Raw genomic sequence first — 26,235 nt, forward strand, 5'->3', positions numbered from 1 at the left:
GGACAAGACCGATGAGTGAACCGCTCTACGATCAGCCGACCTACGACGACGGCACACCGCGCCCCGTCTACTCGCTCGACGACGCCTCCGATGCCGAGCCGGCCGGCGGCTGGACCCCGGCGCCCGTGGGCAGCCGACGCTGGTACCGCGAGCAGGAGCCGACATCTCCGCTCACCCCCGGTGTCGCCGCGTTCCACGAGGTGATCGTGCCCGAGTCGGCAGCCGCATTGGAGACGCAGGAACTCGGCCGTGCCCCCGAGAGCCCCCGTGTCTTCGACCTGCCCGCGCCGTCCGCGGCGCCGGCGTGGCCCGCGTCGTCGTTCCCGTCGGCCCCTGCCCCCGCGCCCGAGAGCGCCGCCCCCGCGTTCGCCGCCCCTGCACCCTCCGATGCCCCCGCCTGGGTCGGTACCCCCTCCGCCCTGCCCGCGCCCGCGGAGTCGAGCTTCGACCCCGCCGGCGCCGCCGCCCAGACGAACCTGAGCCACCACGCGCGGCACGACGCCGACAAGGACCTCATCGAGGCTCTCTGCCAGGTCGTCTTCCAGGGGGCGTCCGACCTCCACATCACGGTCGACGCCGCTCCGACGATCCGCGTCGACGGCCACCTCCAGCCTGCGATCTCGCCCACCCCGTGGGACCGCACCAAGGTCCAGACGGCGCTGGCGAGCCTGCTCACCGCCGACCGCCAGGACCAGTTCGACACCGAGCTCGAGCTCGACTTCGCCTACACGCTCTCACCCGAGTCCCGCTTCCGCGTGAACTTCTACCAGCAGCGGGGTGTCCTAGGCGCTGTCTTCCGTCTCATCCCCACCGAGATCAAGACGCTCGACCAGCTCGGCATGGACCCGGTCATCGGCAAGTTCGCGGGCCTGCCCCGCGGACTCGTCCTGGTGACCGGGCCGACCGGTTCGGGCAAGTCGACGACTCTCGCCGCCCTCATCGACCTCGTCAACGAGACTCGGGCCGACCACATCGTGACGGTCGAGGACCCGATCGAGTTCATGCACAAGCACAAGAAGGCGCTGGTCAACCAGCGCGAGGTCGGGGCCGACACCCACAGCTTCGCCAACGCGCTCAAGCACGTGCTGCGCCAGGACCCCGACGTCATCCTGATCGGCGAGCTCCGCGACCTCGAGACCATCTCCGTCGCGCTGACCGCCGCCGAGACCGGCCACCTCGTCTTCGCGACCCTGCACACGCAGGACGCCGCCCAGACGATCGACCGCGTCATCGACGTGTTCCCGCCGCACCAGCAGGACCAGGTGCGCACGCAGCTCGCCTCGACGCTCCAGGGCGTCGTCTGCCAGACCCTCGTGCCCCGCGCCACCGGCCGCGGTCGCATCGTCGCCACGGAGATCATGATGATGACGCCTGCCGTCGGCAACCTGATCCGCGAGGGCAAGACCTACCAGATCTCCTCGTCGATGCAGGCGGGTCGCGATCTGGGTATGCACACGATGGACCAGGACCTCGCCGACCTGGTCAACTCCGGCAAAATCACCCTGAAGGCCGCCATGGAGAAGGTGCACGACGAGGAGGGCTTCCACCGCCTCGTCACGCGCACCGACACCGGGGCCGCTGCGGGCATGAACGCTGGCGGCATCGACTTCGGCGACTCCTTCTCGAGGAACGAGCACTGATGGCCGCCGCACTCACCTTCGCCTACCGCGGCCGCGACGCCGCAGGCAAGGTCGTCAAGGGAAAAGTCGAGGCCTCCAGCGAGGGCGCCGTCGTCACCCGCCTCCGCACGATGGGCGTCTCGCCCATCGCGATCTCGGAGTCGAGCTCGACCGGCCTTCAGCGCGAGATCTCGATTCCGGGCTTCTCGAAGGGCGTCAAGCTCAAGGACCTCGCCATCATGGCGCGCCAGATGTCGACGATGATCTCGTCGGGCCTGTCGCTGCTCAAAGCGCTGTCGATCCTCGCCGAGCAGACCGAGAACGAGAAGCTCGCCAAGATCCTGACCGAGGTGCGTGAGGACGTCGAGACCGGTGTGTCGTTCTCGGACGCGATCGGCAAGCACTCGCAGCACCTCCCCCCGATCATGATCAACATGGTGCGCGCCGGTGAGACCGGCGGCTTCCTCGACGGCGCCCTGGACTCTCTCGCCGAGAACTTCGAGAAGGAGGTCAAGCTGATGAACACGATCAAGTCGGCCATGACCTACCCGGTCGTCGTGCTCGTGATGTCGCTCGTCGCCGTCATCGTCATGCTGACCTTCATCGTGCCGATCTTCTCGAGCATGTTCTCCAGTCTCGGAGGCAAGCTGCCGCTGCCGACGCAGCTTCTCGTCTATGCCTCGCACGCGATGGTCTACGTCATTCCTATCCTCGCCGTAGTCGCTATCGCGTTCTCCGCATGGTGGAGGACGAACAAGAATTCGGAACGCGTCCGCTCTGTCGTGGACCCGCTCAAGCTCCGGCTGCCCGTCTTCGGGCCCCTGATTCGCAAGATCGCGATCGCGCGCTTCAGTCGTAACTTCTCGAACATGATCGGCGCCGGCGTGCCGATCCTGACCGCACTCCGTATCGTGGGCGAGGTCTCCGGCAACTACGTTCTGCAGAAAGCCCTGGTGGATGTCGCCGAATCGGTGCGTCAAGGCGAGTCCATCGCGGTCCCGCTGAACGAAGCCGACGTGTTTCCCGCCATGGTCACGCAGATGATCTCAGTCGGTGAGGACGCTGGATCGCTGGAGACCATGCTCGAGAAGATCGCACTCTTCTACGACGACGAAGTCCAGGCCACGACCGAGGCTCTGACCTCGCTCATCGAGCCGCTTCTCATCGCCTTCCTCGGCGTCGTGGTCGGCGGCATGATCGTGGCTCTCTACCTGCCCATCTTCCAGATCACGTCCCTCATTCACTGAGCCCCTCACACCCGAACGGACCGCTTAACTTGTCATCTCTTCCCTGCGCCCTGAAGCGCCACCAGGATCGTCGCTCGGAGGATGGCGACCGCGGATTCACCCTGATCGAGCTCCTCGTGGTCGTGATCATCATCGGCATCCTCGCCGCGATCGCCATCCCGGTCTATCTCGGCGTCCAGAACAATGCCAAGGACTCCGCTGTCCAGTCCGACCTGACCAACCTCAAGACAGCTGTCGTGAGCCTCCAGGTCTCCGGATCGGGACCCACTGCCAAGACGTCGATCACTGCGGCTTCTCAGATAGACACGGCCACGGCAAGCGCTGGAGCGACGTTCGGCAGCAGCACGTCGAACCTCACGTTCTATCCCAGCAGCACCGGATTCTGTGTGCTGGGGATATCCAAGACAGGGAAGAGCTTCGTCGCGACCGACCAGCTCGGAGTAGCGAAGGGGTCGTGCACGACGGCCGGTGTCGCCTCGGCGGCCAACGTCACGACGGCCCCCTAGCAACACCCTCGTGATCGGGGGTTATGTCACCCCGGACTGGGGCCACGGTTTGCTGGAAAACCCCCCGGACGCGGGATTCTCAGGCCGCGGGGCGCAGCCATAGCGTCTATCTCGGCAGGCAGAGCTTGCCTCCGCCACACTCACTTCACCTCGAATCCGACAGGACGAAACATGTACGCACAGCTCATGGGCAAGCTCAACGCTCGCCGCAAGAACCTCACTCAGGACACCGACAAGGGCTTCACCCTGATCGAGCTCCTGGTCGTCGTGATCATCATCGGCATCCTCGCCGCGATCGCGATCCCGGTCTATCTCGGCGTCCAGAACAACGCCAAGAGCTCCGCCACGCAGTCCGACCTGACGAACGTCAAGACGGCTCTCGTCAGTCTTCAGACCTCGGGCACCGCCTACACGGCCGGCACCTACACCGCGGCCAACGACCTGCCTTCGACCTACACGGCCGCAGGTGCGACTCGCGGAAGCAACACGACGACCATCAAGGTCACCATCAACTCCGGAGCAACCGCGTTCTGCGTCCAGGGCGACTCGACCTCCGGCGTCTCGTTCGCAGCCACCGACTCGCTCGGTGTCGCCAAGGGCACGTGCGGCGCGACTGGCGCATTCGTCGCCCCGTGACTCTGATCTGATCCTCGGAGAGGGCGGTCCCGCATGAGCGGGGCCGCCCTTTCTGTGTGCCCCGATCAGGTGACGAGGCCGCCCCGGACTGGGGACATGAAAAGGGTCAAGACCCCCCGGACGCGGGATTCTGTACCCCTTTGCATCCCCATAGCGTCATACGTGGCAGGCAGAGCTTGCCGCCGCATCCTCGCAAATCCACCACTCCAGAACGGAACTCGCATGTACGCGCAGCTCATGGGCAAGCTCAACGCTCGCCGCAAGAACCTCACTCAGGACACCGACAAGGGCTTCACCCTGATCGAGCTCCTGGTCGTCGTGATCATCATCGGCATCCTCGCCGCGATCGCGATCCCGGTCTACCTCGGCGTCCAGAACAACGCCAAGGACTCCGCTGTCCAGTCCGACCTGACCAACGCCAAGACGGCCGTCGTGTCGATCCAGACGACCAGCGGCACTGTGCCCGCCTCGACGACCAACCTCAGCACCGTCACCGGCATCGGTGCCGCCGGCGCCACCTTCGGCACCAACCTCAAGGGCAACGTCACGCTGAACACGACCGGCACCGCATTCTGCCTCGCTGCCAAGAGCCAGACCGACAACGTCTTCTACACGACCGACCAGCTCGGCGTCACGAAGGTCACCTCGACCTCGGCTCTCCCCTCCACCTGCACAGCCCCGTAGTCGCTGTGCGCGGGGCGGGTGCTACTGATGCACCCGCCCCGCTCCCGGCCACACAGCTCCGCCCGCGCCGCCCGCTCCGCCCATCGACCAGAAGGAGGTGAGATAACCATGAAGGCTCTTAGTCGCCGTCTCCGCGCCGTGATCGACCGCGACCCCGAAGCCGGCCTCGGCCTCGTCGAGGTCATCGTCGCCATGCTGGTCTTCTCGGTCATCTCCCTCGGCGTCGCCGCCTCCATCACCAACTCGCTGGTCCTGACCCGCGACGCACGGGCTCGCACCGCGGCGGTCAACCTGATCTCCCAGGACCTCGACCTGCAGCGCGCCATCACCGATGTGTTCTCGGTGCAGAGCAAGACGTGGGACACGACGGTGCAGGGTACGAAGTTCCACCTCGAACGCGAAGTCGCCTGGAACAGCTCGACGACCGGGACCACCGCCTGCGGATCCGGCACCGGAACGCTCCAGTACAAGTCCATCCGCGACACCGCCACCTGGGATGGCCAGAGGGGTTCGGGCTCGGTCTCGTCCTCCACCGTCCTGGCCCCCAACAGCCGGATCAACGACCCCGCCCTCGGCACGATCATCGTGGCCGTCACCGGGGCGTCCGGCGCAGGCGTCTCGGGCGTGAGCGTCGCGATCACGCCGACGTCCGCCAACCCCAACGGCGCCACCGCGATCGCCACCCCGGCCGCCACGGACGCGAACGGATGCACCTACGCGCTGAAGGTAACGCCGGGCAACTACAAGGTCGCGATCACCAAGACGAACGGCATCGACGTGAACCAGGTGGCGTCGCCGTCGAACTCGCCCGTGGCTGTCATCGCGGGTACGTCGTCGACGATCCCCTTCACCTACGACACGAACGCGCTCTTCACCGTGAAGTACGCCACCAACTACACCGGCAACGCGACAGTCAACCTCCCCACGAACCTGGACACGACGTTCAACAGCACCACGGGCGGCGTCGACACGATGAAGCTCGGCTCGACCAACCCGGTCGCGCTCTTCCCGTTCACCGGCGGATACACCTACGAGACAGGGGCCTACGTCGCGCCGGCGACGTCGCCCGCCGGCGTCGCCCTTCCGTACTGCGTCAGTCCGGATCCCGGAGCGTGGACCACCGCCAACTCGGCGAAGAAGGTCGGAACCTCGTTCACGACTCCCGGCGCACTGCCCGGCGGGAGCGCCACGGTGAACATCCCCATGGGCGTCGTCACGCTGCCCGCGCTCTCCGGCCTCACCGGCGTCATCGCGACCAGCGTCAACACGACCGCCAACGGCGATCCCGGCTGCCAGATCATCACCCAGTACAGCTTCAACGCCGTCTCCGGATCGCCCACCATCGCGCTTCCCTTCGGCACGTGGAAGTTCCAGACCCTGGGCGGGCTTCTCTCGATCACCCCGGGTTCCGACGCCGTCAAGACGGGCGGCACCGTGAGTGGCAGCACCGTCACGCTCGACCCGCGGGGGGTGACTCCGTGATCCGCTGCCTGCGCACCCGCCTCGGCGTCCTGACGACTCCCGACAACCGCGAGCGCGGTCTCTCGCTGGTCGAGCTGCTCGTCTCCATGGTCATCTTCGGCTTCCTCCTGGCCATGACCGCGGGCTTCATGGTGAACGCCACCCGGGCCACCCAGACCAACCGCACCATCGACTCGACAAACCGCATCGCCGAGATCGGCATGGATGAGATGACCCGGACGCTCCGAGGCGCGGCAACCAACGCCGTAGCTAATCAGACGCTGCCCGATCCCGCCTTCGTGCAGGCGACCGACACTGCAATCACTGTCACGACCTTCGTCAACCTCAACTCCTCCGCGGCCAAGCCCGTCCGGGTGCAGTTCTTCGTCAGCGGTACCAACCTCGTGTCGTGGACCTGGCAGTCGACTCTCGTGGGCGGCTACTTCACTTTCCCGCCGGTCGGCTCCTGCGCGACATCCTGCACGAGCCGGGTCGTCGCCCAGCCCGTCGTCCTCCCCGCCGCGGGCGGCCCGACCATGTTCACCTACCTCGACGGCACGGGAGCGGTCATCGCCACTGCGGCCGGAACTGTTCCGACCGCGCAGATTGCAAACATCGCAGCGGTCAAGGTCTCGCTGCAGATCGGAGCGACCTCGGCGAGCAACCAGTCCACGCTGCTGACGAACGCTGTCGGCCTTCCCAACCTGAACGTCTCGAGGACGAACTGATGTTGAAGATCCTGAGTGCGCGGATCGCCCGTCGTTTCCTCCGCGTCGTGGGTGCCCGCGACGACGAGCGCGGCATGGCCCTCGCCATGGTCATCGTGCTCGGCACGGTGCTGATGCTGCTCAGCAGCGCCATCGTGACGGTCTCGGTCTCCGGGGCGACGAAGTCGGTTACCGACGCGAACTGGAACGCCGCAGGTCAAGCCGCCTACGCGGGTGTCGAGGACTACCAGTCGAAGCTCGCCAACGACAACTCCTACAGCCAGTACGGCGCGGTGGGCAGCGCGTTCAGTGCGAGCAGCACCTTCAACGGCACGAACAACAATCCCGCTTTCGGCCTGGGCACGACCGGCACCTGGGCCACCGTCGATCCGTCGGTCGACCCCAGCGTCGCCTCCGGTGGCGGGTCCTACCGATACCAGGTCGACAACTCGAAGTACTCCTCCACCGGCGTCCTCCGTCTCCAGTCCACAGGCCGGGTCGGCAACATCACTCGCACGGTCGTCGCCGACATGAAGCAGTCCGGGTTCCTCGACTTCCTCTACTTCACGGATTACGAGATCAGCGACCCCATCACGACACCCGGGTGCACCGCGGCGTACGCATGGGTGGTCAACAGCCGACCCAACTGCTCCACGATTCAATTCGGTGCCGCTGACGTCATCAACGGCCCGGCGCACTCCAATGACTCGATGTACATCTGCGGCACGACGTTCAAGGGCAAGGTCACGACGGCCAACCCGAACACCCCCCGGTATGTCACTCCGTCGGGATGCTCCGCGCCGACCTTCGCCGTCACGGGCAGCCCCTCGTACTCGCCCGTCGTCCAGATGCCGGCGACCATCGGGTCGCTCATCCAGGAGACGCGCTCCGACCTGACCGGTTCGACGGTTCCTCGTCCCGGCTGCCTCTACACGGGCCCGACGACGATCACGTTCAACGACGACGGCACGATGACCGTCTACTCGCCCTACACGAAGAAGACGAACATCGCCGGCAGCCCCGCGTCGAGCGGCTCCGTCAACCCCAACTGCGGCACTCCGCTCAATGCGACGGTGGGCAACACGCTCGGCAGCCCGGGCGGCCAGACGATGCCCGTCATCGACAGCAACCTCATCTACGTGCAGAACGTGCCGACGACCTCTACCGACCCGAACTACTGGGGTACCGCGAAGCCGGCGAAGTTCTCCTGCACGGGCGCCGACGGCACCACCGTCGGCAACGGCGTGGGCTATCCCGCCGTCGGCGAGACGGCACCTGCGAGCACGTCCTACAGCTGCACCAACGGAGACGCGTTCGTTCAGGGGACCCTCCGCGGCAATGTGACGATCGCGGCGAACAACTACCTCTACGTCGTCGACGACATCCTCTACGACGACCCGACCTCCGACATGCTCGGCCTCATCGGCGAGAACAACGTCGTCGTCTACAACCCGGTCACGACTGTGAACGGCTCGTTGCGCCTGCTCGACCGCACGAAGTCGAACCGGACGATCGACGCCGCCGTGATGAGCGTCCTGCACTCCTTCGGAGTCCAGAACTACAACCAGGACACCAACTACCCGAAGGGCACCCTGACCGTCATGGGCGCCATCGCCCAGAAGTTCCGCGGCACCGTGGCCACCACCTCGAACAACAAGATCGTGTCCGGGTACACGAAGAACTACACCTACGACCCCCGTATGGCGTACGAGGCTCCGCCCAAGTTCCTGTCGCCGGTGTCGACCACGTACGGAATCACGCAGATCGTCGAGTCGAAGACGGCCATCTCGTCGACGGGAGCGAGTCTGTGATCGCCGTCGCCCCCGTTCTCGCTGCTGTGCTCGGTCTCGTCATCGGCTCGTTTCTGAACGTCGTCGTCTACCGGGTACCCGCTGGCATGTCCGTGTCGCATCCCGCCAGCGCCTGCCCGAAGTGCAAGTCCGAGATTCGTGCATTCGACAACGTGCCTGTGCTGAGCTGGCTGGTGCTCCGCGGCAAGTGCCGCGACTGCCAGACGCCTATCTCGTCGCGTTACCCGCTGGTGGAGTTCGTCACCGGCGTCTTCTTCGTCGTCGTAGCGATCCGGTTCTGGCCCGCCGCCGTCGACACGATGGACGGTGCGCAGCTCGCCGGCCGGATCCTGCTCATCGCCGCTTTTCTCTACCTCTCGGCGATCAGCATGGCTCTCGGCATCATCGACGCTGAGCACCACCGGCTCCCGGACCGCATCGTGTACCCGTCGTACGGGGTGGCCGCCGTTCTTCTGACGGCTTCCACCGCCCTCGGCGGCGCGTGGGGCGATCTGGCACGGGCTGGGCTGGGGATGGCGGTCCTGGGCGCGTTCTACTTCATCGCCGCCTTCATCTACCCCGCTGGCATGGGCTTGGGAGACGTCAAGCTCGCCGGTCTGCTCGGTCTCTACCTGGGATACCTCGGGTGGGGCCCCCTCATCGTGGGAGGCTTCGCGGCCTTCTTCATCGGTGGAGTGTTCTCCATCGTGCTGCTCGCCCTCAAGCGAATCGGGAGGAAGGGCGGGATCCCCTTCGGTCCTTGGATGCTCGTGGGCGCATGGGTCGGCGTCTTCGCCGGCCAGGCCGTCTGGAACGGCTACCTGTCACTGCTCGGTCTGGCCTAGGCCCGACCCCCGCCCCGAATTCCTTGGAGTACCAATGAGCAAGTCCATCGTCGGCATCGACATCGGCGCAGCCTCGCTGCGCGCGGTGGAGATCGCCAACCCCTCCTCGGCGAAGCCCACGCTCGTGCGCTTCGGCGAGGTGCCCCTCCCGTCCGGCTCGGTCAGCCGAGGCGAGGTCCTCGAGCCTCAGACCGTCGCTCAGAGCCTCAAGACCCTGTGGTCGCAGGCCGGATTCAAGAGCAAGCAGGTGGTCCTCGGCATGGGCAATCAGCGCGTTCTCGCCCGCGATCTGACCGTCGCCAAGGCATCTAAGGCCCGAATCCGCGAATCGCTGCCGTTCCAGGTGCAGGACATGCTGCCCATTCCCGTGGCAGACGCCCTCCTCGACTTCTACCCCGTGTCCGAGGGCATCGGCGAGCACGGACCGATCATCAACGGTCTCCTCATCGCCGCGGTCAAGGACGCCGTCCTCGGCAACGTGCGTGCGTCGAAGCTCGCTGGTCTCCACGCGGTCGGAGTCGACCTCATCCCGTTCGCGGTGTCGCGGCTGCTCGTCAACCGGCACGGCACCGAGGGCACCGTGGCTCTCATCGACATCGGAGCCGCGACGACCTCGGTCGTCCTCGTGTCCGACGGCGTCCCGCAGTTCGTTCGACTCATACCCTCAGGCGGTGACGACGTCACGTCCGACCTGGCGTCCCGCCTCGAGATCCCTCGCGAGCTCGCCGAGGGAGCCAAGCGCACCCTGGGTCTCGTAGCCTCCTCGGCGACGAAGGAAGACAAGACCGCCTCCGCCGTAATCTTCGAGACCACCAACGAGCTGCTCGGCAGCCTCCGTAACACGGTGAGCTACTACGCCAACACCCGCCCGACCGAGACGGTCAGCCACATCGTCCTCAGCGGTGGCGGCGCTCAGCTGCGTGGTCTGCCCGAGGCGCTCGCCGAGGTCACGCGCATCCCCGTCGTGGCCGCCGACCCCCTCCGGGGCGTCGCGTTCTCGCGGTCGGTCTCTGAGTCGGCTGTCCGCTCGAGCGCCTCCTCGCTGACGGTCGCGCTCGGCCTGGCCATGGGGAGCGCAGCATGAAGTTCTACCTGACCAAGGCCGCGCAGTTGGCCGCCGAGGGAAAGTCCCCTGCCAACGGCAAGGCGCCCGCCGCACAGTCGGAGAAGCAGCCGCGTGCGCGCCGCTCCACCGCGGTGGTGCCCTCGGGTGGCCCCGTCCTGATGGACGCACCCTCCAGCGCGAGTACCGCGACCCCGTCCGCTCCGATATCCCCGACCGCACCTGCGGCCGGGATGGTCTCCGCCTCAGCAGAGGCTCCAGTCGCCGCCGGGCCCAAGAAGCGCGATGGGAAGCGGAAGCCGAGCGATTCGTCGACCGTCTCCCCTGCCCGGCAGCCCAAGCCGGCGAAGGGCGTGATCGCGATCGGCGGCCTCCCTCGCGTGGACCTGCTCCCGCCCGAGGTTCGCGCAGAGCGCCACGCTGCCGTCAACGTGCGTCGTGCGTGGACCGCTGTCGCGGGCCTGGTCATCATCGTCGGCGTAGCCGGCGGGACCGCGGCCGTGTATGCGACGGCGTCCAAGTCGACCCTGGCTGCATCTCAGAAGGAGACGTCGAGCCTGACGGCTCAGTCCGCGGGCTTCGCCGAGGTCAACAAGGTGCAGAACCAGATCGATCTGATCGACGCCGCTCGAAAGGTGGGTGGCTCGACCGATATCGATTGGCCGTCGTATCTCGCCAAGGTCCAGGCCACCCTGCCCAGAGGCATGGAGCTCGCCACAGTGACGATCGATTCCGCGTCGCCTGTCGTCGCCTACGCCCAGGCGACGACTCCGCTCGAGGGCCAGCGCGTCGCGACGTTGACCTTCTCGTCGACGAGCACCTCGCTGCCCGACGTGCCGACCTGGCTGACGAGCCTGCAGAAGCTTCCGGGCTACACCGATGCGTCGGCCGGAACGGTCGCGCTCTCGTCTGGCGTCTACACCTCGAACGTGGTCGTGCACATCGACACCGACGCGTTCTCCCACGTCTACTCGAAGAAAGGCAAGTGACCATGGATCGCAACCGCTTCATGATGATCGGAGCCGTCCTCGCCGCGGTCATCGTCCTCGCGGGGGGCTTCCTCCTCGGGGTCCAGCCTCAGCTCAAGGCAGCCGCCGACGCGCACGCCCAGGAGTCCACCGTGACCGCGCAGAACGAGAGCCTCGCAACGAGTCTCGCGCTGCTCCGCAAGCAGTACGACAAGATGAACGACAAGAAGTCCGAGCTCTCCGACCTCGAGAGCACGGTTCCGGCCGGTGTCGAGAGCGGTGCCATGATCACCGAGCTGAACGGGATCGCCAAGGCCTCGAACGTGACCCTGAGCAACATCCAGTTCGGGACGGCTGCGGCCTACGTGCCGCCGGTCTCGACGGCTCCGGCCGCGACCGCCACTGCGTCTGCCTCGGCGTCGCCCTCCGCATCAGCGACCGCCTCTCCCTCGGCGTCCGCCTCCACCCCGGCCGCCCCGGCGGTGACGACCGACTCCCTCATCACGGCCGCGAACTTCACGAGCATCCCCCTGACCGTGCAGATCAAGGGATCGTATGCCGACGCCCTGACGTTCCTGCAAGGGGTCCGCGACGGCGACCGGCTGTTCATGATCAACTCGATCACCAGCGCTGCGGCCACAGCGGACTCGGGTGACTCGTCGACGACCTCGGCGAACTCGACCGACACCATCAACTGGACGTTCGGCGGGCTGGTCTACGCCCTGACCGACGCGCAGTCGGCTCAGAAGCAGCAGCAGACCACCACCAACTCCTCCACCGCGTCCAGCGCGACCGACGGCTCGTCGACCGACACCGCGGCCGGCAAGTAGGGGAGCACAAGCCGCCACGGGTCGGTCGAAGGTCCCGATCGACCGACTCGTGGCTTCCATCCGCCGATCAGCGTCGCCGCTGAGAGGCAGTCGACCTGCCGGGATGGCAGGAGTGGATGTGCCGACGAGCGCCAACCAGCGCTCGCCGGCACTTCTCGTTAAGGTGGGGCAATGTCGCACGGCCTCCTCACGTTCATGGCGACCGTCACGCACCTCGCTCTGTCGGTGCTGACGGCGGGAGTCCTCTTCTACGTCACCGGCTCCGATCCGATCGGTGAGTCCGACGCGAGCTTCCTGCTGGGCCCGGCCATGGTCCTGGCGTCGATGGCGTGCGTCTTCTTCGCTCTCGCGCGGCGCTTCGGGGTCGAGGCCCGCGACGGAGAATCCCCAGGGCGCAGGAACTCCCCGCCCGCACTGGCCGCCGCAGTCGCCAGCTACCTCGCGATGCTCCTCGTCGGCGGAGGGCTCTACGCTCTCGGCCGCCACGACGCTCTCTGGCTGGTCCTCTTCGCCGGGCGCTACGTCGCGAGCGGCTTCGTGCTGCTCACCTCCCTGTGGGCAGGTGCCGTGGTCGCCGCAACTCTGCTCCTGGCCCGCACCGGAGACGCGTGACCCGGGAGTCCGGAGCGGCGTTCGCTCCCGGCACAGGCGAGCGCGTTTGATCTTGCCCTAGCATCCGGCTATTCTTGCTCGGGTGTGCGCTTAGCGGCGCGCCCGATTTTCGGTCGAAGTTCGAAGGCCGAAACAACCGTCTCTTCGGGGTGACGAACTTCTCGTTCCCCGCGCAGGCCGCGGACACTCTCCGCGGGATGACGCCTGACCACAACCTCCAGCAAGTCGAGTGTTGCTGTCGTGCTCCAGAGATGAGGAAGCCGTCCGACCGGGGCGGCCAGAACCGAGAAGTACGAATCCAAGGAGAACCAGTGCCAACTATTCAGCAGCTGGTCCGCAAGGGTCGCACGCCGAAGGTCGTCAAGACCAAGGCTCCCGCCCTGAAGGCCAACCCCCAGCAGCGTGGCGTGTGCACCCGTGTGTACACCACCACCCCCAAGAAGCCGAACTCTGCCCTGCGCAAGGTCGCTCGCGTCAAGCTGAGCAACGGCACCGAGGTCACCGCGTACATTCCCGGCGAAGGTCACAACCTTCAGGAGCACTCGATGGTCCTCGTCCGCGGCGGTCGTGTGAAAGACCTCCCCGGTGTCCGCTACAAGATCGTTCGCGGCGCTCTCGACACCCAGGCTGTCAAGAACCGCAAGCAGGCTCGCAGCCGCTACGGCGCGAAGATGGAGAAGAAGTAATGCCTCGCAAGGGTCCCGCTCCTAAGCGTCCCGTCGTCGCAGACCCCGTCTACGGCGCCCCGATCGTCAGCCAGCTCGTCAACAAGATCCTCCTCGACGGCAAGAAGGGTCTCGCCGAGCGCATCGTCTACGGCGCCCTCGCCGGTGTCTCGGCCAAGAACGGCCAGGACGCCGTCGTCACGCTGAAGAAGGCTCTCGACAACGTCCGTCCGACCCTCGAGGTCCGATCGCGTCGCGTCGGCGGTTCGACCTACCAGGTCCCCGTCGAGGTCAAGCCTCACCGTGCGAACACCCTGGCTCTCCGCTGGCTCACCAGCTACGCCAAGGCTCGTCGCGAGAAGACGATGACCGAGCGTCTCATGAACGAGATCCTCGACGCGTCGAACGGTCTCGGCGCCGCTGTCAAGCGTCGTGAAGACACGCACAAGATGGCCGAGTCGAACAAGGCCTTCGCGCACTACCGCTGGTAAGCACCACCGCCCGCAAGGGCACCGCCGGGCGGCTGCAACCGCTGCCGCCCGGCGACAACACTCTCTCTAACCCCCCAATCGGAGGAACCCGTGGCACAGGACGTGCTCACCGACCTGAACAAGGTCCGCAACATCGGCATCATGGCGCACATCGATGCCGGCAAGACGACGACCACCGAGCGCATCCTGTTCTACACGGGCATCACCCACAAGATCGGTGAGGTCCACGACGGTGCGGCCACGATGGACTGGATGGCCCAGGAGCAGGAGCGTGGCATCACGATCACGTCCGCTGCGACCACCTGCTTCTGGAACAAGAACCAGATCAACATCATCGACACCCCCGGTCACGTCGACTTCACGGTCGAGGTGGAGCGCTCGCTCCGCGTGCTCGACGGTGCCGTCGCCGTCTTCGACGGCAAGGAGGGCGTCGAGCCCCAGTCCGAGACCGTCTGGCGTCAGGCCGACAAGTACGACGTCCCGCGCATCTGCTTCGTCAACAAGATGGACAAACTGGGCGCCGACTTCTACTTCACGGTCGACACCATCATCAACCGCCTCGGCGCCAAGCCGCTGGTCATGCAGCTCCCGATCGGTGCGGAGTCCTCGTTCGAGGGCGTCGTCGACCTGGTCGAGATGCGCGCGCTGACCTGGCGCGGCGACGCAAAGGGCGACGTCGAGATGGGCGCCAAGTACGAGATCGAGGAGATCCCGGCCGACCTCAAGGAGAAGGCCGACGAGTACCGCGCCAAGCTCCTCGAGGTCGTCGCCGAGACCGACGACGCGCTTCTCGAGAAGTTCTTCGCCGGCGAAGAGCTGACGGTCGCCGAGATCAAGGGCGCCGTCCGCAAGCTGACGGTCAACTCCGAGATCTACCCGGTGTTCTGCGGCTCCGCGTTCAAGAACCGCGGCGTGCAGCCGATGCTCGACGCAGTCATCGACTACCTGCCCTCGCCGCTCGACGTGCCTCCCATGGAGGGCCACGACGTCCGCGACGCCGAGAAGATCATCATCCGCAAGCCCGAGTCGACCGAGCCGTTCTCGGCTCTCGCCTTCAAGGTCGCGGTGCACCCCTTCTTCGGTCGCCTCACCTACGTCCGCGTCTACTCGGGTCACATCGAGTCCGGCGCGCAGGTCATCAACTCGACCAAAGACAAGAAGGAGCGCATCGGCAAGATCTTCCAGATGCACTCCAACAAGGAGAACCCCGTCGACGGCGTCACCGCCGGCCACATCTACGCGGTGATCGGTCTCAAGTTCACGACCACGGGTGACACCCTGTGCGACCCGAACGAGCAGATCGTCCTCGAGTCGATGACCTTCCCGGAGCCCGTCATCGAGGTCGCCATCGAGCCGAAGACGAAGCAAGACCAGGAGAAGCTCTCCATCGCGATCCAGAAGCTCGCCGAGGAAGACCCGACGTTCCGCGTCGAGCTCAACGCCGAGACGGGCCAGACGGTCATCAAGGGCATGGGCGAGCTTCACCTCGACATCCTCGTCGACCGCATGAAGCGCGAGTTCAACGTCGAAGCGAACGTGGGCAAGCCCCAGGTCGCCTACCGCGAGACGCTCAAGAAGGGCATCGAGCGCTACGACTACACCCACAAGAAGCAGACGGGTGGTTCGGGCCAGTTCGCGAAGGTCCAGATCGCTCTCGAGCCCTTCGAGGTCACTGCCGAGTCGACGTACGAGTTCGTCAACAAGGTCACCGGCGGCCGCGTCCCGCGCGAGTACATCCCGTCGGTCGACGCCGGTATCCAGGACGCCATGCAGGTCGGCGTTCTCGCCGGGTACCCGACCGTGGGTGTCCGTGCACTGCTTCTCGACGGTGCGGCGCACGACGTCGACTCGTCCGAGATGGCGTTCAAGATCGCAGGATCGATCGCCTACAAGGAGGCTGCCCGCAAGGCCACCCCCGTGCTTCTCGAGCCGATCATGGCCGTCGAGGTGCGTACGCCCGAGGAGTACATGGGCGACGTCATCGGCGACCTGAACTCCCGTCGTGGCCAGATCGCCTCGATGGAGGACGCCAGCGGCGTGAAGGTCGTCCGGGCCAGCGTTCCGCTGTCCGAGATGTTCGGCTACGTCGGCGACCTGCGGTCGAAGACCTCGGGTCGCGCCGTCTACTCGATGACGTTCGAGTCGTACGCGGAGGTCCCCAAGGCTGTTGCCGAGGAGATCATCGCGAAGAACAAGGGCGAGTAGCCCACCCCCGGGTCGGTCGGCCTGCAGAGAGTGGCTTCCACAGCACTTATCCACAGGTCGACCGGCTCGAAATGCGTGGTCGAGCCTCGACCGCGTAGCATGTGAACACACCAAATCGCAGATGTTCCGACTGGCCGCACGGCTGGGCGGAGAGACTGCACCCGAGTCCTGAGGAGGACCCACAGTGGCGAAGGCCAAGTTCGAGCGGACCAAGCCGCACGTAAACATCGGAACCATCGGTCACGTTGACCACGGCAAGACGACGCTTACCGCGGCGATCACCAAGGTTCTGCACGACAAGTACCCCGACCTCAACACGGCGTCCGCGTTCGACCAGATCGACAACGCGCCCGAAGAGAAGGCTCGTGGTATCACGATCAACATCTCGCACGTCGAGTACCAGACGGAGAAGCGTCACTACGCTCACGTCGACGCTCCCGGCCACGCCGACTACGTGAAGAACATGATCACCGGTGCGGCTCAGATGGACGGCGCGATCCTCGTGGTCGCCGCCACCGACGGCCCCATGCCCCAGACGCGTGAGCACGTGCTGCTCGCTCGCCAGGTCGGCGTGCCCTACATCGTCGTGGCGCTCAACAAGTCCGACATGGTCGACGACGAAGAGATCCTGGAGCTCGTCGAGCTCGAGGTCCGCGAGCTGCTCTCGAGCCAGGACTTCGACGGCGACAACGCTCCCGTCGTTCAGGTCTCGGCTCTTCAGGCGCTCGAGGGCGACGAGAAGTGGGCCAAGACGGTTGCCGACCTCATGGAGGCCGTGGACGAGAACGTCCCCGACCCGATCCGTGCGCTCGACCAGCCCTTCCTCATGCCGATCGAGGACGTCTTCACGATCACCGGTCGTGGCACCGTCGTCACCGGCCGTGTCGAGCGTGGCCAGCTGAACGTCAACGAAGAGGTCGAGATCGTCGGCATCCGCCCGACGGTCAAGACCACCGTCACCGGCATCGAGATGTTCCGCAAGCTGCTCGACCAGGCTGTGGCCGGCGACAACACCGGTCTTCTTCTTCGTGGCACCAAGCGCGAAGACGTCGAGCGCGGCCAGGTCATCGTCAAGCCGGGTTCGGTCACGCCGCACACGGGCTTCGACGCCAACGTCTACATCCTCTCCAAGGATGAGGGTGGCCGTCACAACCCGTTCTACGCGAACTACCGTCCGCAGTTCTACTTCCGCACCACGGACGTCACCGGCGTCATCACGCTGCCCGAGGGCACCGAGATGGTCATGCCTGGTGACACCACCGAGATCAGCGTCGAGCTGATCCAGCCGATCGCCATGGAGGAGGGCCTCCGCTTCGCTATCCGCGAGGGTGGCCGCACCGTCGGCGCCGGCACCGTCACGAAGATCAACAAGTAAGACGATCTCCTGACGCGGTGATCAGCACTGCAGGGAGAGCGGGTCGGACCTTCGGGTCCGGCCCGCTTTTTCGTGCCCGCGTCATTGAATTGCCAGGCGGGCGCGGGCACTATGGGCGCACGAACCGGATCGGCCGGTTCCCCGCGAGAGGATCAGAAGATGGCTGGGTTCGACAACATCGCCAAGAAGGCTCAGGGGCTCTTCGAAGACGGCAAGGAGAAGGCCGCCGCCGCGTTCGAGGACGGCAAGGAGAAGTTCGACGAGGTCCGCACCAGCGAGAAGGCCGAGCAGGTGAGCGACAACATTCTCGGCGGCCTTGCCAACGCCGCCAACAAGGTGACCGGCGGCAAGTACGCCGACAAGATCGAGAACGCCCGCGACGCCGCAGACAAGAAGATCGGCCCCGACTCCGTCGAGTAGGGCTCGCACCGAAGCCCCCGGGCACTGCCCGGGGCTCGGTCGTACCCCGGTCACGTCGCGCGCAGGGCGGGGGAGTTTCCTGGTCGGCATGCCCCGCCTGCGCCGCTCCGATTCGTCCCACGCCGGGATCACGCGGGTGCGGTCGGGGCGGGGCTTCACCTATCGCGACTCGACGGGAGCGACGGTGTCTGATCCTGCGCTCCGCGAACGTCTCGAGCACCTGGCGATCCCCCCGGCCTGGACGGACGTGTGGATCGCGCCGTACCCGAACGGCCACATCCAGGCGACAGGCCTCGACGGCGTGGGTCGACGGCAGTACATCTACCACCCCACCTGGCGCGAGCAGAAAGACCGGATCAAGTTCGACCGCGCTCTCTCGCTGGCCGAGGCGCTGCCGGTGGCTCGTCGCCAGGTCACGCTCGACCTGCGCCGTGACGTTCCCGATCGCGAGCGCGCGCTGGCGACGGCGTTCAGGATGCTCGACACCGGCTCGCTCCGCGTGGGCTCGGAGCAGTACGCCGAGCTGCACGGGAGCCACGGCCTGTCCACGCTCCTGTGCTCGCACGTGACCGTCCACGACGACTCGGTCATCCTGCGTTTTCCCGGCAAGAGCGGCCAGGAGTGGGAGAGCACCATCCGCGACGCCGACCTCGCCCATGTGATCCGCGGGCTGAAGTCGCGGGGTGGTCGAGCGCGACTCCTGGCGTTCCGGCCCGAGGCGGGCTCTCCCTGGCGTCCGCTTCACGCTGTCGACATCAACGAGTACGTCCATGAGCGCACCGGGGGCGAATTCACGGCCAAGGACTTCCGAACCCTCCATGGCACGGTCGCCGCTGCGGTCAGCCTCGCGAAGGCCGGCCCTCAGGCCAGCGAGTCGAAGCGCAGGAGGGCGCTGGCCCAGGCCATGCGCGATGCCTCCGACGTGCTCGGAAACACCCCCGCCATCGCCCGCAAGAGCTACGTCGACCCCCGTCTGGTCGACGCTTTCGGGTCTGGCGAGACGATCGATCCATCGCGTCTGGCCTCCGCGGAGTCCGAAGTGCGCGCCCTGCTTTACCGTCAGGTCACCTGAGTCCCGTAACGTTGACCCTCGGGCCCGTTTCTGTGGGCCCCGCGAGAGGAAACCCCAGCTGTGATCGAGTGCATCCACGGTCTTGACATCGAACTGTGCGACATCTGCACCCCGAGAAAGCGCGACGAGGCGCAGGAACTCCCGGCCCCCGCCCGCCGCAGCCCCGTCTCGACGGCCCGCGCAGTCCGCGCGCCGTCCACCCTCCGCACGCCGAAGGTGAAGGCGCCGTCCGACCCCGCCCTGCCCGACGTCGATCTGGCCGCCATGCGCGTCCACCACTGGACGCACCTCACCAACCTGCCGGCGATCATCGCCGATGGAGCCCTCCGCGCCGTCGCGGAGCCCGAGCTCGACGTGCTCTCGCCCGAGGCGCGCACCCGCCGCTCCGAGGTCACCGTCCCCTCCGGCGCCTCCGTCTCCGCGCACGTGCCGTTCGCCCTGACGCCCGACGCGGCCAGCTGGGACGCCGTGCGGCACGGCGCCGCAGGCGCGGAGTGGTCGGCAGCCGCCCGCGCCACGCGGGCCACCGACTTCGTCGTCCTCGTCGCCCCGGTGAAGTCCGTCGGCGACGGGTTCGTGTTCGCGGACGGGGATGCGGCCGCGCCGCTGACCCGCTTCGCGGAGGGCCTCGAGGAGGGGGCGAAGCTGGCGAGGCGCGCCTCGCTGGCCGACCCCGAGCTCGCGCAGGCCGAGTTCCTGATTCCCGACGCCTTCGACCTGGCGGGCGTGACGCTCATCGGCGTGCCGAACGACCGCGCGCGCGACGAGGTCAAGGCCCTGCTCCGCGAGTACTCGGGGAAGGCGCCTCGCGTGGCCGTCTACCCGCCGTGGTTCAAGCCGTCCGACGAGTGACCGCCGTGCGTCGAAACCCTTGATTCCTCAGGGTTCCGAGGCGCGACACGCCCGGGTTGCAGCAAATGCCCGGGTGTGGCAAGATTATCTGGTTCAACATTTCCGCCTACGGGCGTGAATCACTGCCATGTTGTGAACAGTCTCACGAGGCTGGGCCGCGGGTAGAAGGACACCTCTTCAATCGAATCCGGAGAAGAGCTGACCTCCCCAGGGCGGTCATCCGGAGCGGGTTCGATTGCCACGCCGGCTTCGGTCAGAAGTTCTGCGGCGTGCGCGCGAAGAGGCACGACACCGAGTGTTTCGACACGACCGTGTCTTGACACGACAACAGTGCCAGCCTGAACGACTCCGGTCGTGAGGGCGCGTCAGGCGGCCCCGTGAAGGTGCGCGACGTATACATCGAGAGAGAGTCACACATGGCGGGACAGAAGATCCGCATCCGGCTGAAGTCGTACGACCACGAGGTCATCGACACGTCAGCTCGCAAGATCGTCGACACGGTGACCCGTGCCGGCGCGACCGTGGTCGGCCCCGTGCCGCTCCCCACGGAGAAGAACGTGATCGCAGTCATCCGTTCGCCCCACAAGTACAAGGACAGCCGCGAGCACTTCGAGAAGCGCACGCACAAGCGCCTCATCGACATCATCGACCCGACGCCGAAGGCCGTCGACTCGCTCATGCGTCTCGACCTCCCCGCCGACGTCAACATCGAGATCAAGCTGTAGGGGGCGACTGACTAATGGCTATCACCACCAAGAACGTCAAGGGCCTGCTCGGCAAGAAGCTCGGCATGACCCAGGTCTGGGACGAGAACAACAAGCTCATCCCCGTCACCGTCGTCGAGATCTCGCCGAACGTCGTGACCCAGATCCGCACCGAAGAGGTCGACGGCTACGTCGCCGTCCAGATCGCTGCCGGCGCCATCGACCCGCGCAAGGCCAACAAGCCTTCGATCGGTCACTTCGACAAGGCCGGCGTGACGCCGCGCCGCACCCTCACCGAGGTCCGCACCGCTGACGCCGCCGAGTACGCACTCGGCCAGGAGCTCACGGTCGAGACCTTCGAAGCCGGCCAGAAGGTCGACGTCGTCGGCACTTCCAAGGGCAAGGGCTTCGCCGGTGTCATGAAGCGTCACAACTTCAAGGGCGTCTCCGCCTCCCACGGTTCGCACCGCAACCACCGCAAGCCCGGCTCGATCGGTGCTTCGTCGACCCCGAGCCGTGTCTTCAAGGGCATGCGCATGGCCGGTCGCATGGGTGGCGAGCGCGTCACCGTCCTCAACCTCACGGTTCACGCCGTCGACGCCGAGAAGGGTCTGCTGCTCGTCAAGGGCGCCGTCCCCGGCGCTCGTGGCCGTACCGTCTTCGTCCGCACCGCCGTGAAGGGGAACTAGCGCATGGCTACCACCACTGCACCCGTCAGCACCGTCGACGTCCTCGACGCCAAGGGCGCCAAGGCCGGCACCGTCGAGCTCCCCTCGGAGATCTTCGACGTCGTCGCCAACGTCCCGCTCATCCACCAGGTCGTCGTCGCGCAGCTCGCTGCCGCACGCCAGGGCACGCACAAGGTCAAGAGCCGCGGCGAGGTCTCCGGAGCCGGCCGCAAGCCGTTCAAGCAGAAGGGAACCGGTCGCGCTCGCCAGGGCTCGATCCGCGCCCCCCAGATGACCGGCGGTGGCATCGTCCACGGACCGACGCCCCGCTCCTACGCGCAGCGCACCCCCAAGAAGATGATCGCCGCCGCTCTGCTCGGCGCTCTCTCGGACCGCGCCCGCGGCGCCCGCGTCCACGTCGTGGAGTCCTTCGTGGCCGACGTCGTCTCGACCAAGACCGCTCTCGAGCTGCTCGCCGGCATCTCGACGAGCAAGCACGTCCTGATCGTCATCGAGCGCGAAGACACGCTGACGCAGAAGAGCGTCCGCAACGTCGACGAGGTCCACGTCATCACGTGGGACCAGCTCAACGCCTACGACGTCCTCGTCTCTGACGACATCGTCTTCACCAAGAGCGCTTTCGAGGCCTTCGTGGCCAAGAAGACCCAGAAGGAGGCCACCGCATGAGCGGCATCCACAAAGACCCCCGTGACATCGTGATCTCGCCGGTCGTCTCCGAGAAGAGCTACTCCCTGATCGACCAGGGCAAGTACACCTTCCTGGTCGACCCCCGCTCGAACAAGACCGAGATCAAGCTCGCTATCGAGAAGATCTTCGACGTCAAGGTCGACAGCATCAACACGCTCAACCGCCCGGGTAAGACCCGTCGCACCAAGTTCGGGATCGGCAAGCGCAAGAGCACCAAGCGCGCCATCGTGACGCTCAAGTCGGGCACCATCGACATCTTCACGGCTGTCGGCTAGGGCTCGGAGGGATAACAAAATGGCTATTCGCAAATACAAGCCCACGACTCCGGGTCGCCGCGGTTCGTCCGTCGCCGACTTCGCCGAGATCACGCGCTCGACTCCCGAGAAGTCGCTGCTGCGCCCCCTGTCGAAGACCGGTGGCCGCAACAACGCCGGACGCATCACGACCCGTCACATCGGCGGTGGCCACAAGCGCCAGTACCGCGTCATCGACTTCCGTCGTAACGACAAGGACGGCGTGAACGCCAAGGTCGCTCACATCGAGTACGACCCCAACCGCACCGCGCGCATCGCGCTGCTCCACTTCGTGGACGGCACCAAGCGCTACATCATCGCCCCGAACAAGCTGAACCAGGGCGACATCATCGAGTCGGGTCCCGCGGCCGACATCAAGCCGGGCAACAACCTGCCGCTGAAGAACATCCCGGTCGGTACCGTCATCCACGCCATCGAGCTCAAGCCCGGTGGGGGTGCCAAGATGGCCCGCTCCGCCGGCGCCTCTGTCCGCCTCGTCGCGAAGGACGGCCCCTACGCCCAGCTGCGTCTCCCCTCGGGCGAGGTCCGCAACGTCGATGCGCGCTGCCGCGCGACCATCGGCGAGGTCGGCAACGCCGAGCAGTCGAACATCAACTGGGGCAAGGCCGGCCGCATGCGCTGGAAGGGCGTCCGCCCGACCGTCCGCGGTGTCGCCATGAACCCCGTCGACCACCCGCACGGTGGTGGTGAGGGCAAGACCTCCGGTGGACGCCACCCGGTCTCACCGTGGGGCCAGAAAGAGGGCCGCACGCGTCACCCCAACAAGGAGAGCGACAAGCTCATCGTCCGCCGCCGCAACGCTGGTAACAAGCGCAAGTAGGAGTTGTAGAAGATGCCACGCAGTCTGAAGAAGGGCCCCTTCGTCGACGACCACCTGCTTCGCAAGGTGATCGTGCAGAACGAGGCCAGCACCAAGAACGTGATCCGTACGTGGTCGCGCCGCTCGATGATCATCCCGAACATGCTCGGCCACACCATCGCCGTGCATGACGGACGCAAGCACATCCCCGTGTTCGTGACCGAGTCGATGATCGGACACAAGCTCGGCGAGTTCGCGCCCACCCGCACCTTCCGCGGCCATGTGAAGGACGACAAGAAGGGTCGTCGCCGCTAACGCGGCGGCGAGAAGGAGGAGAGAAATGGTGGAGTCGATCGCACGCGTGCGTCACATCCGCGTCACCCCCATGAAGGCCCGTCGCGTCGTCAACCTGATCCGCGGCAAGCAGGCCATCGAGGCCCTGGCGATCCTGAAGTTCGCCCCCCAGGGTGCTTCGGAGCCCGTCTACAAGCTCGTCGCGTCGGCCATGGCCAACGCCCGTGTCAAGGCAGATGCCTCGAACAGCTACCTCAACGACGAAGACCTCTACATCTCGAAGGCGTTCGTCGACGAGGGCGCGACCCTCAAGCGGTTCCAGCCGCGCGCTCAGGGCCGTGCGTTCCAGATCCTGAAGCGCACGAGCCACATCACGGTCGTCCTCGCGACGCCCGAAGAGGCCGAAGCGGCCGCAACGTCGAAGAAGGCGAGCAAGTAATGGGCCAGAAAGTAAACCCGTACGGCTTCCGTCTCGGTATCACCACCGACCACGTGTCGCGTTGGTTCTCCGACAGCACGAAGGCCGGGCAGCGGTACAGCGACTACGTCGCCGAGGACATCAAGATCCGCAACCTGCTCAAGACCTCGCTCGACCGCGCCGGCGTGGCCAAGATCGAGATCGAGCGCACCCGCGACCGCGTTCGCGTCGACATTCACACCGCCCGTCCGGGCATCGTGATCGGTCGTCGTGGCGCCGAGGCCGAGCGCATCCGCGCCGACCTCGAGAAGCTCACGGGCAAGCAGATCCAGCTCAACATCCTCGAGGTGAAGAACCCCGAGGCCGAGGCTCAGCTCGTCGCGCAGGGCATCGCCGAGCAGCTCGCTGCTCGCGTGGCGTTCCGCCGTGCGATGCGCAAGGGCCTGCAGGGTGCTCAGCGTGCCGGCGCCAAGGGCGTCCGGATCCAGGTCTCGGGTCGCCTCGGCGGCGCCGAGATGAGCCGCTCGGAGTTCTACCGCGAGGGCCGCGTGCCCCTGCACACGCTCCGAGCCAACATCGACTACGGCTTCTACGAGGCCAAGACCACGTTCGGTCGCATCGGTGTGAAGGTCTGGATCTACAAGGGCGACATCACGAACAAGGAGCTCGCGCGCGAGCAGGCGAACCAGAAGTCGTCGCGCCCCGAGCGTCGTAACGACCGTAACGACCGCGGCGACCGCGGCGGACGTGGCGGAAGCCGCGCCCCCCAGCAGGACGCGCCGGTCACCGCAGGAGCTGAGGCATAACCATGTTGATTCCCCGTCGTGTCAAGCACCGCAAGCAGCACCACCCCGGCCGTTCCGGCCAGGCCACTGGTGGCACGCGTGTGAGCTTCGGTGAGTACGGTATCCAGGCCCTCACGCCTGCCTACGTCACCAACCGTCAGATCGAGTCCGCTCGTATCGCCATGACCCGTCACATCAAGCGCGGTGGAAAGGTGTGGATCAACATCTACCCCGACCGCCCGCTGACCAAGAAGCCTGCCGAGACCCGCATGGGTTCCGGTAAGGGTTCGCCCGAGTGGTGGGTCGCCAACGTCAAGCCGGGTCGCGTGCTCTTCGAGCTCAGCGGCGTCAGCGAGGAGATCGCCAAGGAGGCGCTCACTCGTGCAATCCACAAGCTGCCCCTGAAGGCACGCATCATCAAGCGCGAGGAGGGCGACGCATAATGGCGATCGGATCCAAGGAGTTCGCTTCGGCTGAGCTCGACACCCTTGAAGACGAGCGTCTCGTCGACGCACTGAAGAAGTCGAAGGAAGAGCTCTTCAACCTTCGCTTCCAGTCCGCGACCGGTCAGCTCGAGAACCACGGCCGCGTGCGCGCCGTGAAGCGCGACATCGCTCGCATCTACACGGTCCTGCGCGAGCGCGAGCTCGGCATCCGTGCCACCCCCGCCCCGGCTGCTGCCGCCCCCAAGGCCGCTGCCAAGAAGTCGACCAAGAAGGCCGCTGAGAAGCCGGCCGACGAGGCTCCGGCTGCCGAGGCCGCCGACACCGCCGAGGAGACCAAGTAATGGCTACCGAGAAGAAGACTGCGGCTGCCCCGACCGAGGCCGCCGCGACGGAGACCCTCGTCCGCGGTTACCGCAAGACGCGTCGTGGTTACGTCACCAGCGACAAGATGGAGAAGACCATCGTCGTCGAGGTCGAGGACCGCGTGAAGCACCCCCTGTACGGCAAGGTCATCCGCCGCACCTCCAAGGTCAAGGTCCACGATGAGGCGAACTCCGCCGGCATCGGCGACCTGGTCGTCATCAGCGAGACCCGTCCGCTCAGCGCCTCCAAGCGCTGGCGCCTGGTCGAGATCCTCGAGAAGGCGAAGTAGGCCTCGGCCTGCTCGATAGGAGACAGAAGTGATTCAGCAGGAATCCCGCCTCAAGGTCGCCGACAACACCGGCGCCAAGGAGATCCTCACCATCCGCGTTCTCGGCGGCTCCGGCCGTCGCTACGCCGGTCTCGGTGACGTCATCGTCGCCACGGTGAAGGACGCCATCCCCGGCGGCAACGTGAAGAAGGGTGACGTCGTCAAGGCGGTCATCGTTCGCACCAAGAAGGAGACCCGTCGTAACGACGGCTCCTACATCAAGTTCGACGAGAACGCCGCAGTGATCCTGAAGGCTGACGGAGACCCCCGCGGTACCCGCATCTTCGGACCGGTCGGTCGCGAGCTCCGCGACAAGAAGTTCATGAAGATCATCTCGCTGGCGCCGGAGGTTATCTAAGT

32 protein-coding genes are annotated in these 26,235 nt (G+C 66.3%); all 32 read left to right on the top strand.

Going from position 1 to position 26,235, the window contains the following annotated elements:
* Positions 1-11: 11 nt before the first annotated feature.
* Positions 12-1,640 (top strand): type IV pilus twitching motility protein PilT, encoded by a 1,629-nt coding sequence (locus tag AC3CBB_RS16265; RefSeq protein WP_488625391.1) that lies wholly within the window; start codon positions 12-14, stop codon positions 1,638-1,640.
* Complete coding sequence (locus tag AC3CBB_RS16270) at positions 1,640-2,866, top strand: type II secretion system F family protein (RefSeq protein ID WP_488625392.1); 1,227 nt, start codon at positions 1,640-1,642, stop codon at positions 2,864-2,866. Before AC3CBB_RS16265 ends, AC3CBB_RS16270 begins: the two co-directional genes overlap by 1 nt.
* Positions 2,867-2,895: 29 nt before the next feature.
* On the top strand, positions 2,896-3,372 hold the full coding sequence (locus tag AC3CBB_RS16275; RefSeq protein WP_488625393.1) for a type II secretion system protein: 477 nt from the start codon (positions 2,896-2,898) through the stop codon (positions 3,370-3,372).
* Between the two features lie 171 nt (positions 3,373-3,543).
* The gene (locus tag AC3CBB_RS16280) at positions 3,544-4,008 is read left to right on the top strand and encodes a type II secretion system protein (protein WP_488625394.1); all 465 of its coding nucleotides are present in this window, start codon (positions 3,544-3,546) and stop codon (positions 4,006-4,008) included.
* Positions 4,009-4,230: 222 nt separating this feature from the next.
* Complete coding sequence (locus AC3CBB_RS16285) at positions 4,231-4,692, top strand: type II secretion system protein (protein WP_488625395.1); 462 nt, start codon at positions 4,231-4,233, stop codon at positions 4,690-4,692.
* 108 nt (positions 4,693-4,800) lie between these two features.
* The gene (locus tag AC3CBB_RS16290) at positions 4,801-6,174 is read left to right on the top strand and encodes a type IV pilus modification PilV family protein (protein WP_488625396.1); all 1,374 of its coding nucleotides are present in this window, start codon (positions 4,801-4,803) and stop codon (positions 6,172-6,174) included.
* On the top strand, positions 6,171-6,881 hold the full coding sequence (locus tag AC3CBB_RS16295; RefSeq protein WP_488625397.1) for a PulJ/GspJ family protein: 711 nt from the start codon (positions 6,171-6,173) through the stop codon (positions 6,879-6,881). The genes AC3CBB_RS16290 and AC3CBB_RS16295 overlap by 4 nt, the downstream gene beginning before the upstream one ends.
* The gene (locus AC3CBB_RS16300; protein ID WP_488625398.1) at positions 6,881-8,671 is read left to right on the top strand and encodes a hypothetical protein; all 1,791 of its coding nucleotides are present in this window, start codon (positions 6,881-6,883) and stop codon (positions 8,669-8,671) included. Before AC3CBB_RS16295 ends, AC3CBB_RS16300 begins: the two co-directional genes overlap by 1 nt.
* Positions 8,668-9,495, top strand: a complete 828-nt coding sequence (locus tag AC3CBB_RS16305) for a prepilin peptidase (protein WP_488625399.1) — start codon at positions 8,668-8,670, stop codon at positions 9,493-9,495. The genes AC3CBB_RS16300 and AC3CBB_RS16305 overlap by 4 nt, the downstream gene beginning before the upstream one ends.
* A 34-nt stretch (positions 9,496-9,529) precedes the next feature.
* Positions 9,530-10,579 (top strand): type IV pilus assembly protein PilM, encoded by a 1,050-nt coding sequence (gene pilM, locus AC3CBB_RS16310; protein ID WP_488625400.1) that lies wholly within the window; start codon positions 9,530-9,532, stop codon positions 10,577-10,579.
* Positions 10,576-11,547 carry a hypothetical protein gene (locus AC3CBB_RS16315; RefSeq protein ID WP_488625401.1) on the top strand — a complete coding sequence of 324 codons (972 nt, stop codon included), beginning with the start codon at positions 10,576-10,578 and terminating at the stop codon, positions 11,545-11,547. The genes pilM and AC3CBB_RS16315 overlap by 4 nt, the downstream gene beginning before the upstream one ends.
* A 2-nt stretch (positions 11,548-11,549) precedes the next feature.
* On the top strand, positions 11,550-12,356 hold the full coding sequence (locus AC3CBB_RS16320) for a hypothetical protein (protein ID WP_488625402.1): 807 nt from the start codon (positions 11,550-11,552) through the stop codon (positions 12,354-12,356).
* Positions 12,357-12,527: 171 nt separating this feature from the next.
* Positions 12,528-12,968 (top strand): DUF6121 family protein, encoded by a 441-nt coding sequence (locus AC3CBB_RS16325; RefSeq protein WP_123506931.1) that lies wholly within the window; start codon positions 12,528-12,530, stop codon positions 12,966-12,968.
* Positions 12,969-13,279: 311 nt separating this feature from the next.
* A complete protein-coding gene (gene rpsL / locus AC3CBB_RS16330; RefSeq protein ID WP_055964941.1) occupies positions 13,280-13,654 on the top strand; it encodes a 30S ribosomal protein S12 in 375 nt (124 codons plus the stop codon).
* A complete protein-coding gene (gene rpsG / locus AC3CBB_RS16335; RefSeq protein ID WP_123506932.1) occupies positions 13,654-14,124 on the top strand; it encodes a 30S ribosomal protein S7 in 471 nt (156 codons plus the stop codon). The genes rpsL and rpsG overlap by 1 nt, the downstream gene beginning before the upstream one ends.
* 90 nt (positions 14,125-14,214) lie before the next feature.
* Entirely contained in the window at positions 14,215-16,329 is a 2,115-nt protein-coding gene (gene fusA / locus AC3CBB_RS16340) for an elongation factor G (protein ID WP_123506933.1), read from the top strand.
* 184 nt (positions 16,330-16,513) lie between these two features.
* Positions 16,514-17,704 (top strand): elongation factor Tu, encoded by a 1,191-nt coding sequence (tuf, locus tag AC3CBB_RS16345; protein ID WP_123506934.1) that lies wholly within the window; start codon positions 16,514-16,516, stop codon positions 17,702-17,704.
* 159 nt (positions 17,705-17,863) lie between these two features.
* Positions 17,864-18,124, top strand: coding sequence for an antitoxin (locus AC3CBB_RS16350; RefSeq protein WP_123506935.1), 261 nt, complete (start codon positions 17,864-17,866; stop codon positions 18,122-18,124).
* Between the two features lie 88 nt (positions 18,125-18,212).
* On the top strand, positions 18,213-19,196 hold the full coding sequence (locus AC3CBB_RS16355; RefSeq protein WP_488625403.1) for a DNA topoisomerase IB: 984 nt from the start codon (positions 18,213-18,215) through the stop codon (positions 19,194-19,196).
* A gap of 60 nt (positions 19,197-19,256) precedes the next feature.
* A complete protein-coding gene (locus tag AC3CBB_RS16360) occupies positions 19,257-20,048 on the top strand; it encodes a DarT ssDNA thymidine ADP-ribosyltransferase family protein (RefSeq protein WP_123506937.1) in 792 nt (263 codons plus the stop codon).
* Between the two features lie 416 nt (positions 20,049-20,464).
* Positions 20,465-20,773: a 30S ribosomal protein S10 gene (gene rpsJ, locus AC3CBB_RS16365; protein ID WP_055964962.1), complete on the top strand. Its 309-nt coding sequence runs from the start codon at positions 20,465-20,467 to the stop codon at positions 20,771-20,773.
* A 14-nt stretch (positions 20,774-20,787) separates the two neighbouring features.
* Positions 20,788-21,441, top strand: a complete 654-nt coding sequence (gene rplC, locus AC3CBB_RS16370; RefSeq protein WP_488625404.1) for a 50S ribosomal protein L3 — start codon at positions 20,788-20,790, stop codon at positions 21,439-21,441.
* 3 nt (positions 21,442-21,444) lie between these two features.
* A complete protein-coding gene (gene rplD / locus AC3CBB_RS16375; protein ID WP_123506939.1) occupies positions 21,445-22,107 on the top strand; it encodes a 50S ribosomal protein L4 in 663 nt (220 codons plus the stop codon).
* Positions 22,104-22,403: a 50S ribosomal protein L23 gene (rplW, locus tag AC3CBB_RS16380; RefSeq protein ID WP_123506940.1), complete on the top strand. Its 300-nt coding sequence runs from the start codon at positions 22,104-22,106 to the stop codon at positions 22,401-22,403. The genes rplD and rplW overlap by 4 nt, the downstream gene beginning before the upstream one ends.
* Before the next feature lie 19 nt (positions 22,404-22,422).
* A complete protein-coding gene (gene rplB / locus AC3CBB_RS16385) occupies positions 22,423-23,262 on the top strand; it encodes a 50S ribosomal protein L2 (RefSeq protein WP_123506941.1) in 840 nt (279 codons plus the stop codon).
* A gap of 12 nt (positions 23,263-23,274) precedes the next feature.
* Positions 23,275-23,556: a 30S ribosomal protein S19 gene (gene rpsS / locus AC3CBB_RS16390; protein ID WP_123506942.1), complete on the top strand. Its 282-nt coding sequence runs from the start codon at positions 23,275-23,277 to the stop codon at positions 23,554-23,556.
* Positions 23,557-23,581: 25 nt separating this feature from the next.
* Positions 23,582-23,974 carry a 50S ribosomal protein L22 gene (gene rplV / locus AC3CBB_RS16395; RefSeq protein WP_123506943.1) on the top strand — a complete coding sequence of 131 codons (393 nt, stop codon included), beginning with the start codon at positions 23,582-23,584 and terminating at the stop codon, positions 23,972-23,974.
* Entirely contained in the window at positions 23,974-24,759 is a 786-nt protein-coding gene (gene rpsC / locus AC3CBB_RS16400) for a 30S ribosomal protein S3 (RefSeq protein ID WP_123506944.1), read from the top strand. The genes rplV and rpsC overlap by 1 nt, the downstream gene beginning before the upstream one ends.
* Before the next feature lie 2 nt (positions 24,760-24,761).
* Positions 24,762-25,181 (top strand): 50S ribosomal protein L16, encoded by a 420-nt coding sequence (rplP, locus tag AC3CBB_RS16405; RefSeq protein ID WP_123506945.1) that lies wholly within the window; start codon positions 24,762-24,764, stop codon positions 25,179-25,181.
* Positions 25,181-25,525 carry a 50S ribosomal protein L29 gene (gene rpmC / locus AC3CBB_RS16410; RefSeq protein WP_123506946.1) on the top strand — a complete coding sequence of 115 codons (345 nt, stop codon included), beginning with the start codon at positions 25,181-25,183 and terminating at the stop codon, positions 25,523-25,525. Before rplP ends, rpmC begins: the two co-directional genes overlap by 1 nt.
* Complete coding sequence (gene rpsQ, locus AC3CBB_RS16415; RefSeq protein ID WP_123506947.1) at positions 25,525-25,836, top strand: 30S ribosomal protein S17; 312 nt, start codon at positions 25,525-25,527, stop codon at positions 25,834-25,836. Before rpmC ends, rpsQ begins: the two co-directional genes overlap by 1 nt.
* A gap of 28 nt (positions 25,837-25,864) precedes the next feature.
* Positions 25,865-26,233, top strand: a complete 369-nt coding sequence (rplN, locus tag AC3CBB_RS16420) for a 50S ribosomal protein L14 (protein WP_055964996.1) — start codon at positions 25,865-25,867, stop codon at positions 26,231-26,233.
* Positions 26,234-26,235: the final 2 nt, after the last annotated feature.

This window comes from Frondihabitans sp. OV104 (genome assembly GCF_057787745.1).

Coding starts and splice junctions, on each gene's coding strand:
- AC3CBB_RS16265 (WP_488625391.1), top strand. CDS start 12: ATGAGTGAACCGCTCTACGATCAGCCGACCTACGACGACGGCACACCG.
- AC3CBB_RS16270 (WP_488625392.1), top strand. CDS start 1,640: ATGGCCGCCGCACTCACCTTCGCCTACCGCGGCCGCGACGCCGCAGGC.
- AC3CBB_RS16280 (WP_488625394.1), top strand. CDS start 3,544: ATGTACGCACAGCTCATGGGCAAGCTCAACGCTCGCCGCAAGAACCTC.
- AC3CBB_RS16285 (WP_488625395.1), top strand. CDS start 4,231: ATGTACGCGCAGCTCATGGGCAAGCTCAACGCTCGCCGCAAGAACCTC.
- AC3CBB_RS16290 (WP_488625396.1), top strand. CDS start 4,801: ATGAAGGCTCTTAGTCGCCGTCTCCGCGCCGTGATCGACCGCGACCCC.
- AC3CBB_RS16300 (WP_488625398.1), top strand. CDS start 6,881: ATGTTGAAGATCCTGAGTGCGCGGATCGCCCGTCGTTTCCTCCGCGTC.
- pilM (WP_488625400.1), top strand. CDS start 9,530: ATGAGCAAGTCCATCGTCGGCATCGACATCGGCGCAGCCTCGCTGCGC.
- AC3CBB_RS16315 (WP_488625401.1), top strand. CDS start 10,576: ATGAAGTTCTACCTGACCAAGGCCGCGCAGTTGGCCGCCGAGGGAAAG.
- AC3CBB_RS16320 (WP_488625402.1), top strand. CDS start 11,550: ATGGATCGCAACCGCTTCATGATGATCGGAGCCGTCCTCGCCGCGGTC.
- AC3CBB_RS16325 (WP_123506931.1), top strand. CDS start 12,528: ATGTCGCACGGCCTCCTCACGTTCATGGCGACCGTCACGCACCTCGCT.
- rpsG (WP_123506932.1), top strand. CDS start 13,654: ATGCCTCGCAAGGGTCCCGCTCCTAAGCGTCCCGTCGTCGCAGACCCC.
- AC3CBB_RS16350 (WP_123506935.1), top strand. CDS start 17,864: ATGGCTGGGTTCGACAACATCGCCAAGAAGGCTCAGGGGCTCTTCGAA.
- AC3CBB_RS16355 (WP_488625403.1), top strand. CDS start 18,213: ATGCCCCGCCTGCGCCGCTCCGATTCGTCCCACGCCGGGATCACGCGG.
- rpsJ (WP_055964962.1), top strand. CDS start 20,465: ATGGCGGGACAGAAGATCCGCATCCGGCTGAAGTCGTACGACCACGAG.
- rplC (WP_488625404.1), top strand. CDS start 20,788: ATGGCTATCACCACCAAGAACGTCAAGGGCCTGCTCGGCAAGAAGCTC.
- rplD (WP_123506939.1), top strand. CDS start 21,445: ATGGCTACCACCACTGCACCCGTCAGCACCGTCGACGTCCTCGACGCC.
- rplW (WP_123506940.1), top strand. CDS start 22,104: ATGAGCGGCATCCACAAAGACCCCCGTGACATCGTGATCTCGCCGGTC.
- rplB (WP_123506941.1), top strand. CDS start 22,423: ATGGCTATTCGCAAATACAAGCCCACGACTCCGGGTCGCCGCGGTTCG.
- rpsS (WP_123506942.1), top strand. CDS start 23,275: ATGCCACGCAGTCTGAAGAAGGGCCCCTTCGTCGACGACCACCTGCTT.
- rplV (WP_123506943.1), top strand. CDS start 23,582: ATGGTGGAGTCGATCGCACGCGTGCGTCACATCCGCGTCACCCCCATG.
- rpsC (WP_123506944.1), top strand. CDS start 23,974: ATGGGCCAGAAAGTAAACCCGTACGGCTTCCGTCTCGGTATCACCACC.
- rplP (WP_123506945.1), top strand. CDS start 24,762: ATGTTGATTCCCCGTCGTGTCAAGCACCGCAAGCAGCACCACCCCGGC.
- rpmC (WP_123506946.1), top strand. CDS start 25,181: ATGGCGATCGGATCCAAGGAGTTCGCTTCGGCTGAGCTCGACACCCTT.
- rpsQ (WP_123506947.1), top strand. CDS start 25,525: ATGGCTACCGAGAAGAAGACTGCGGCTGCCCCGACCGAGGCCGCCGCG.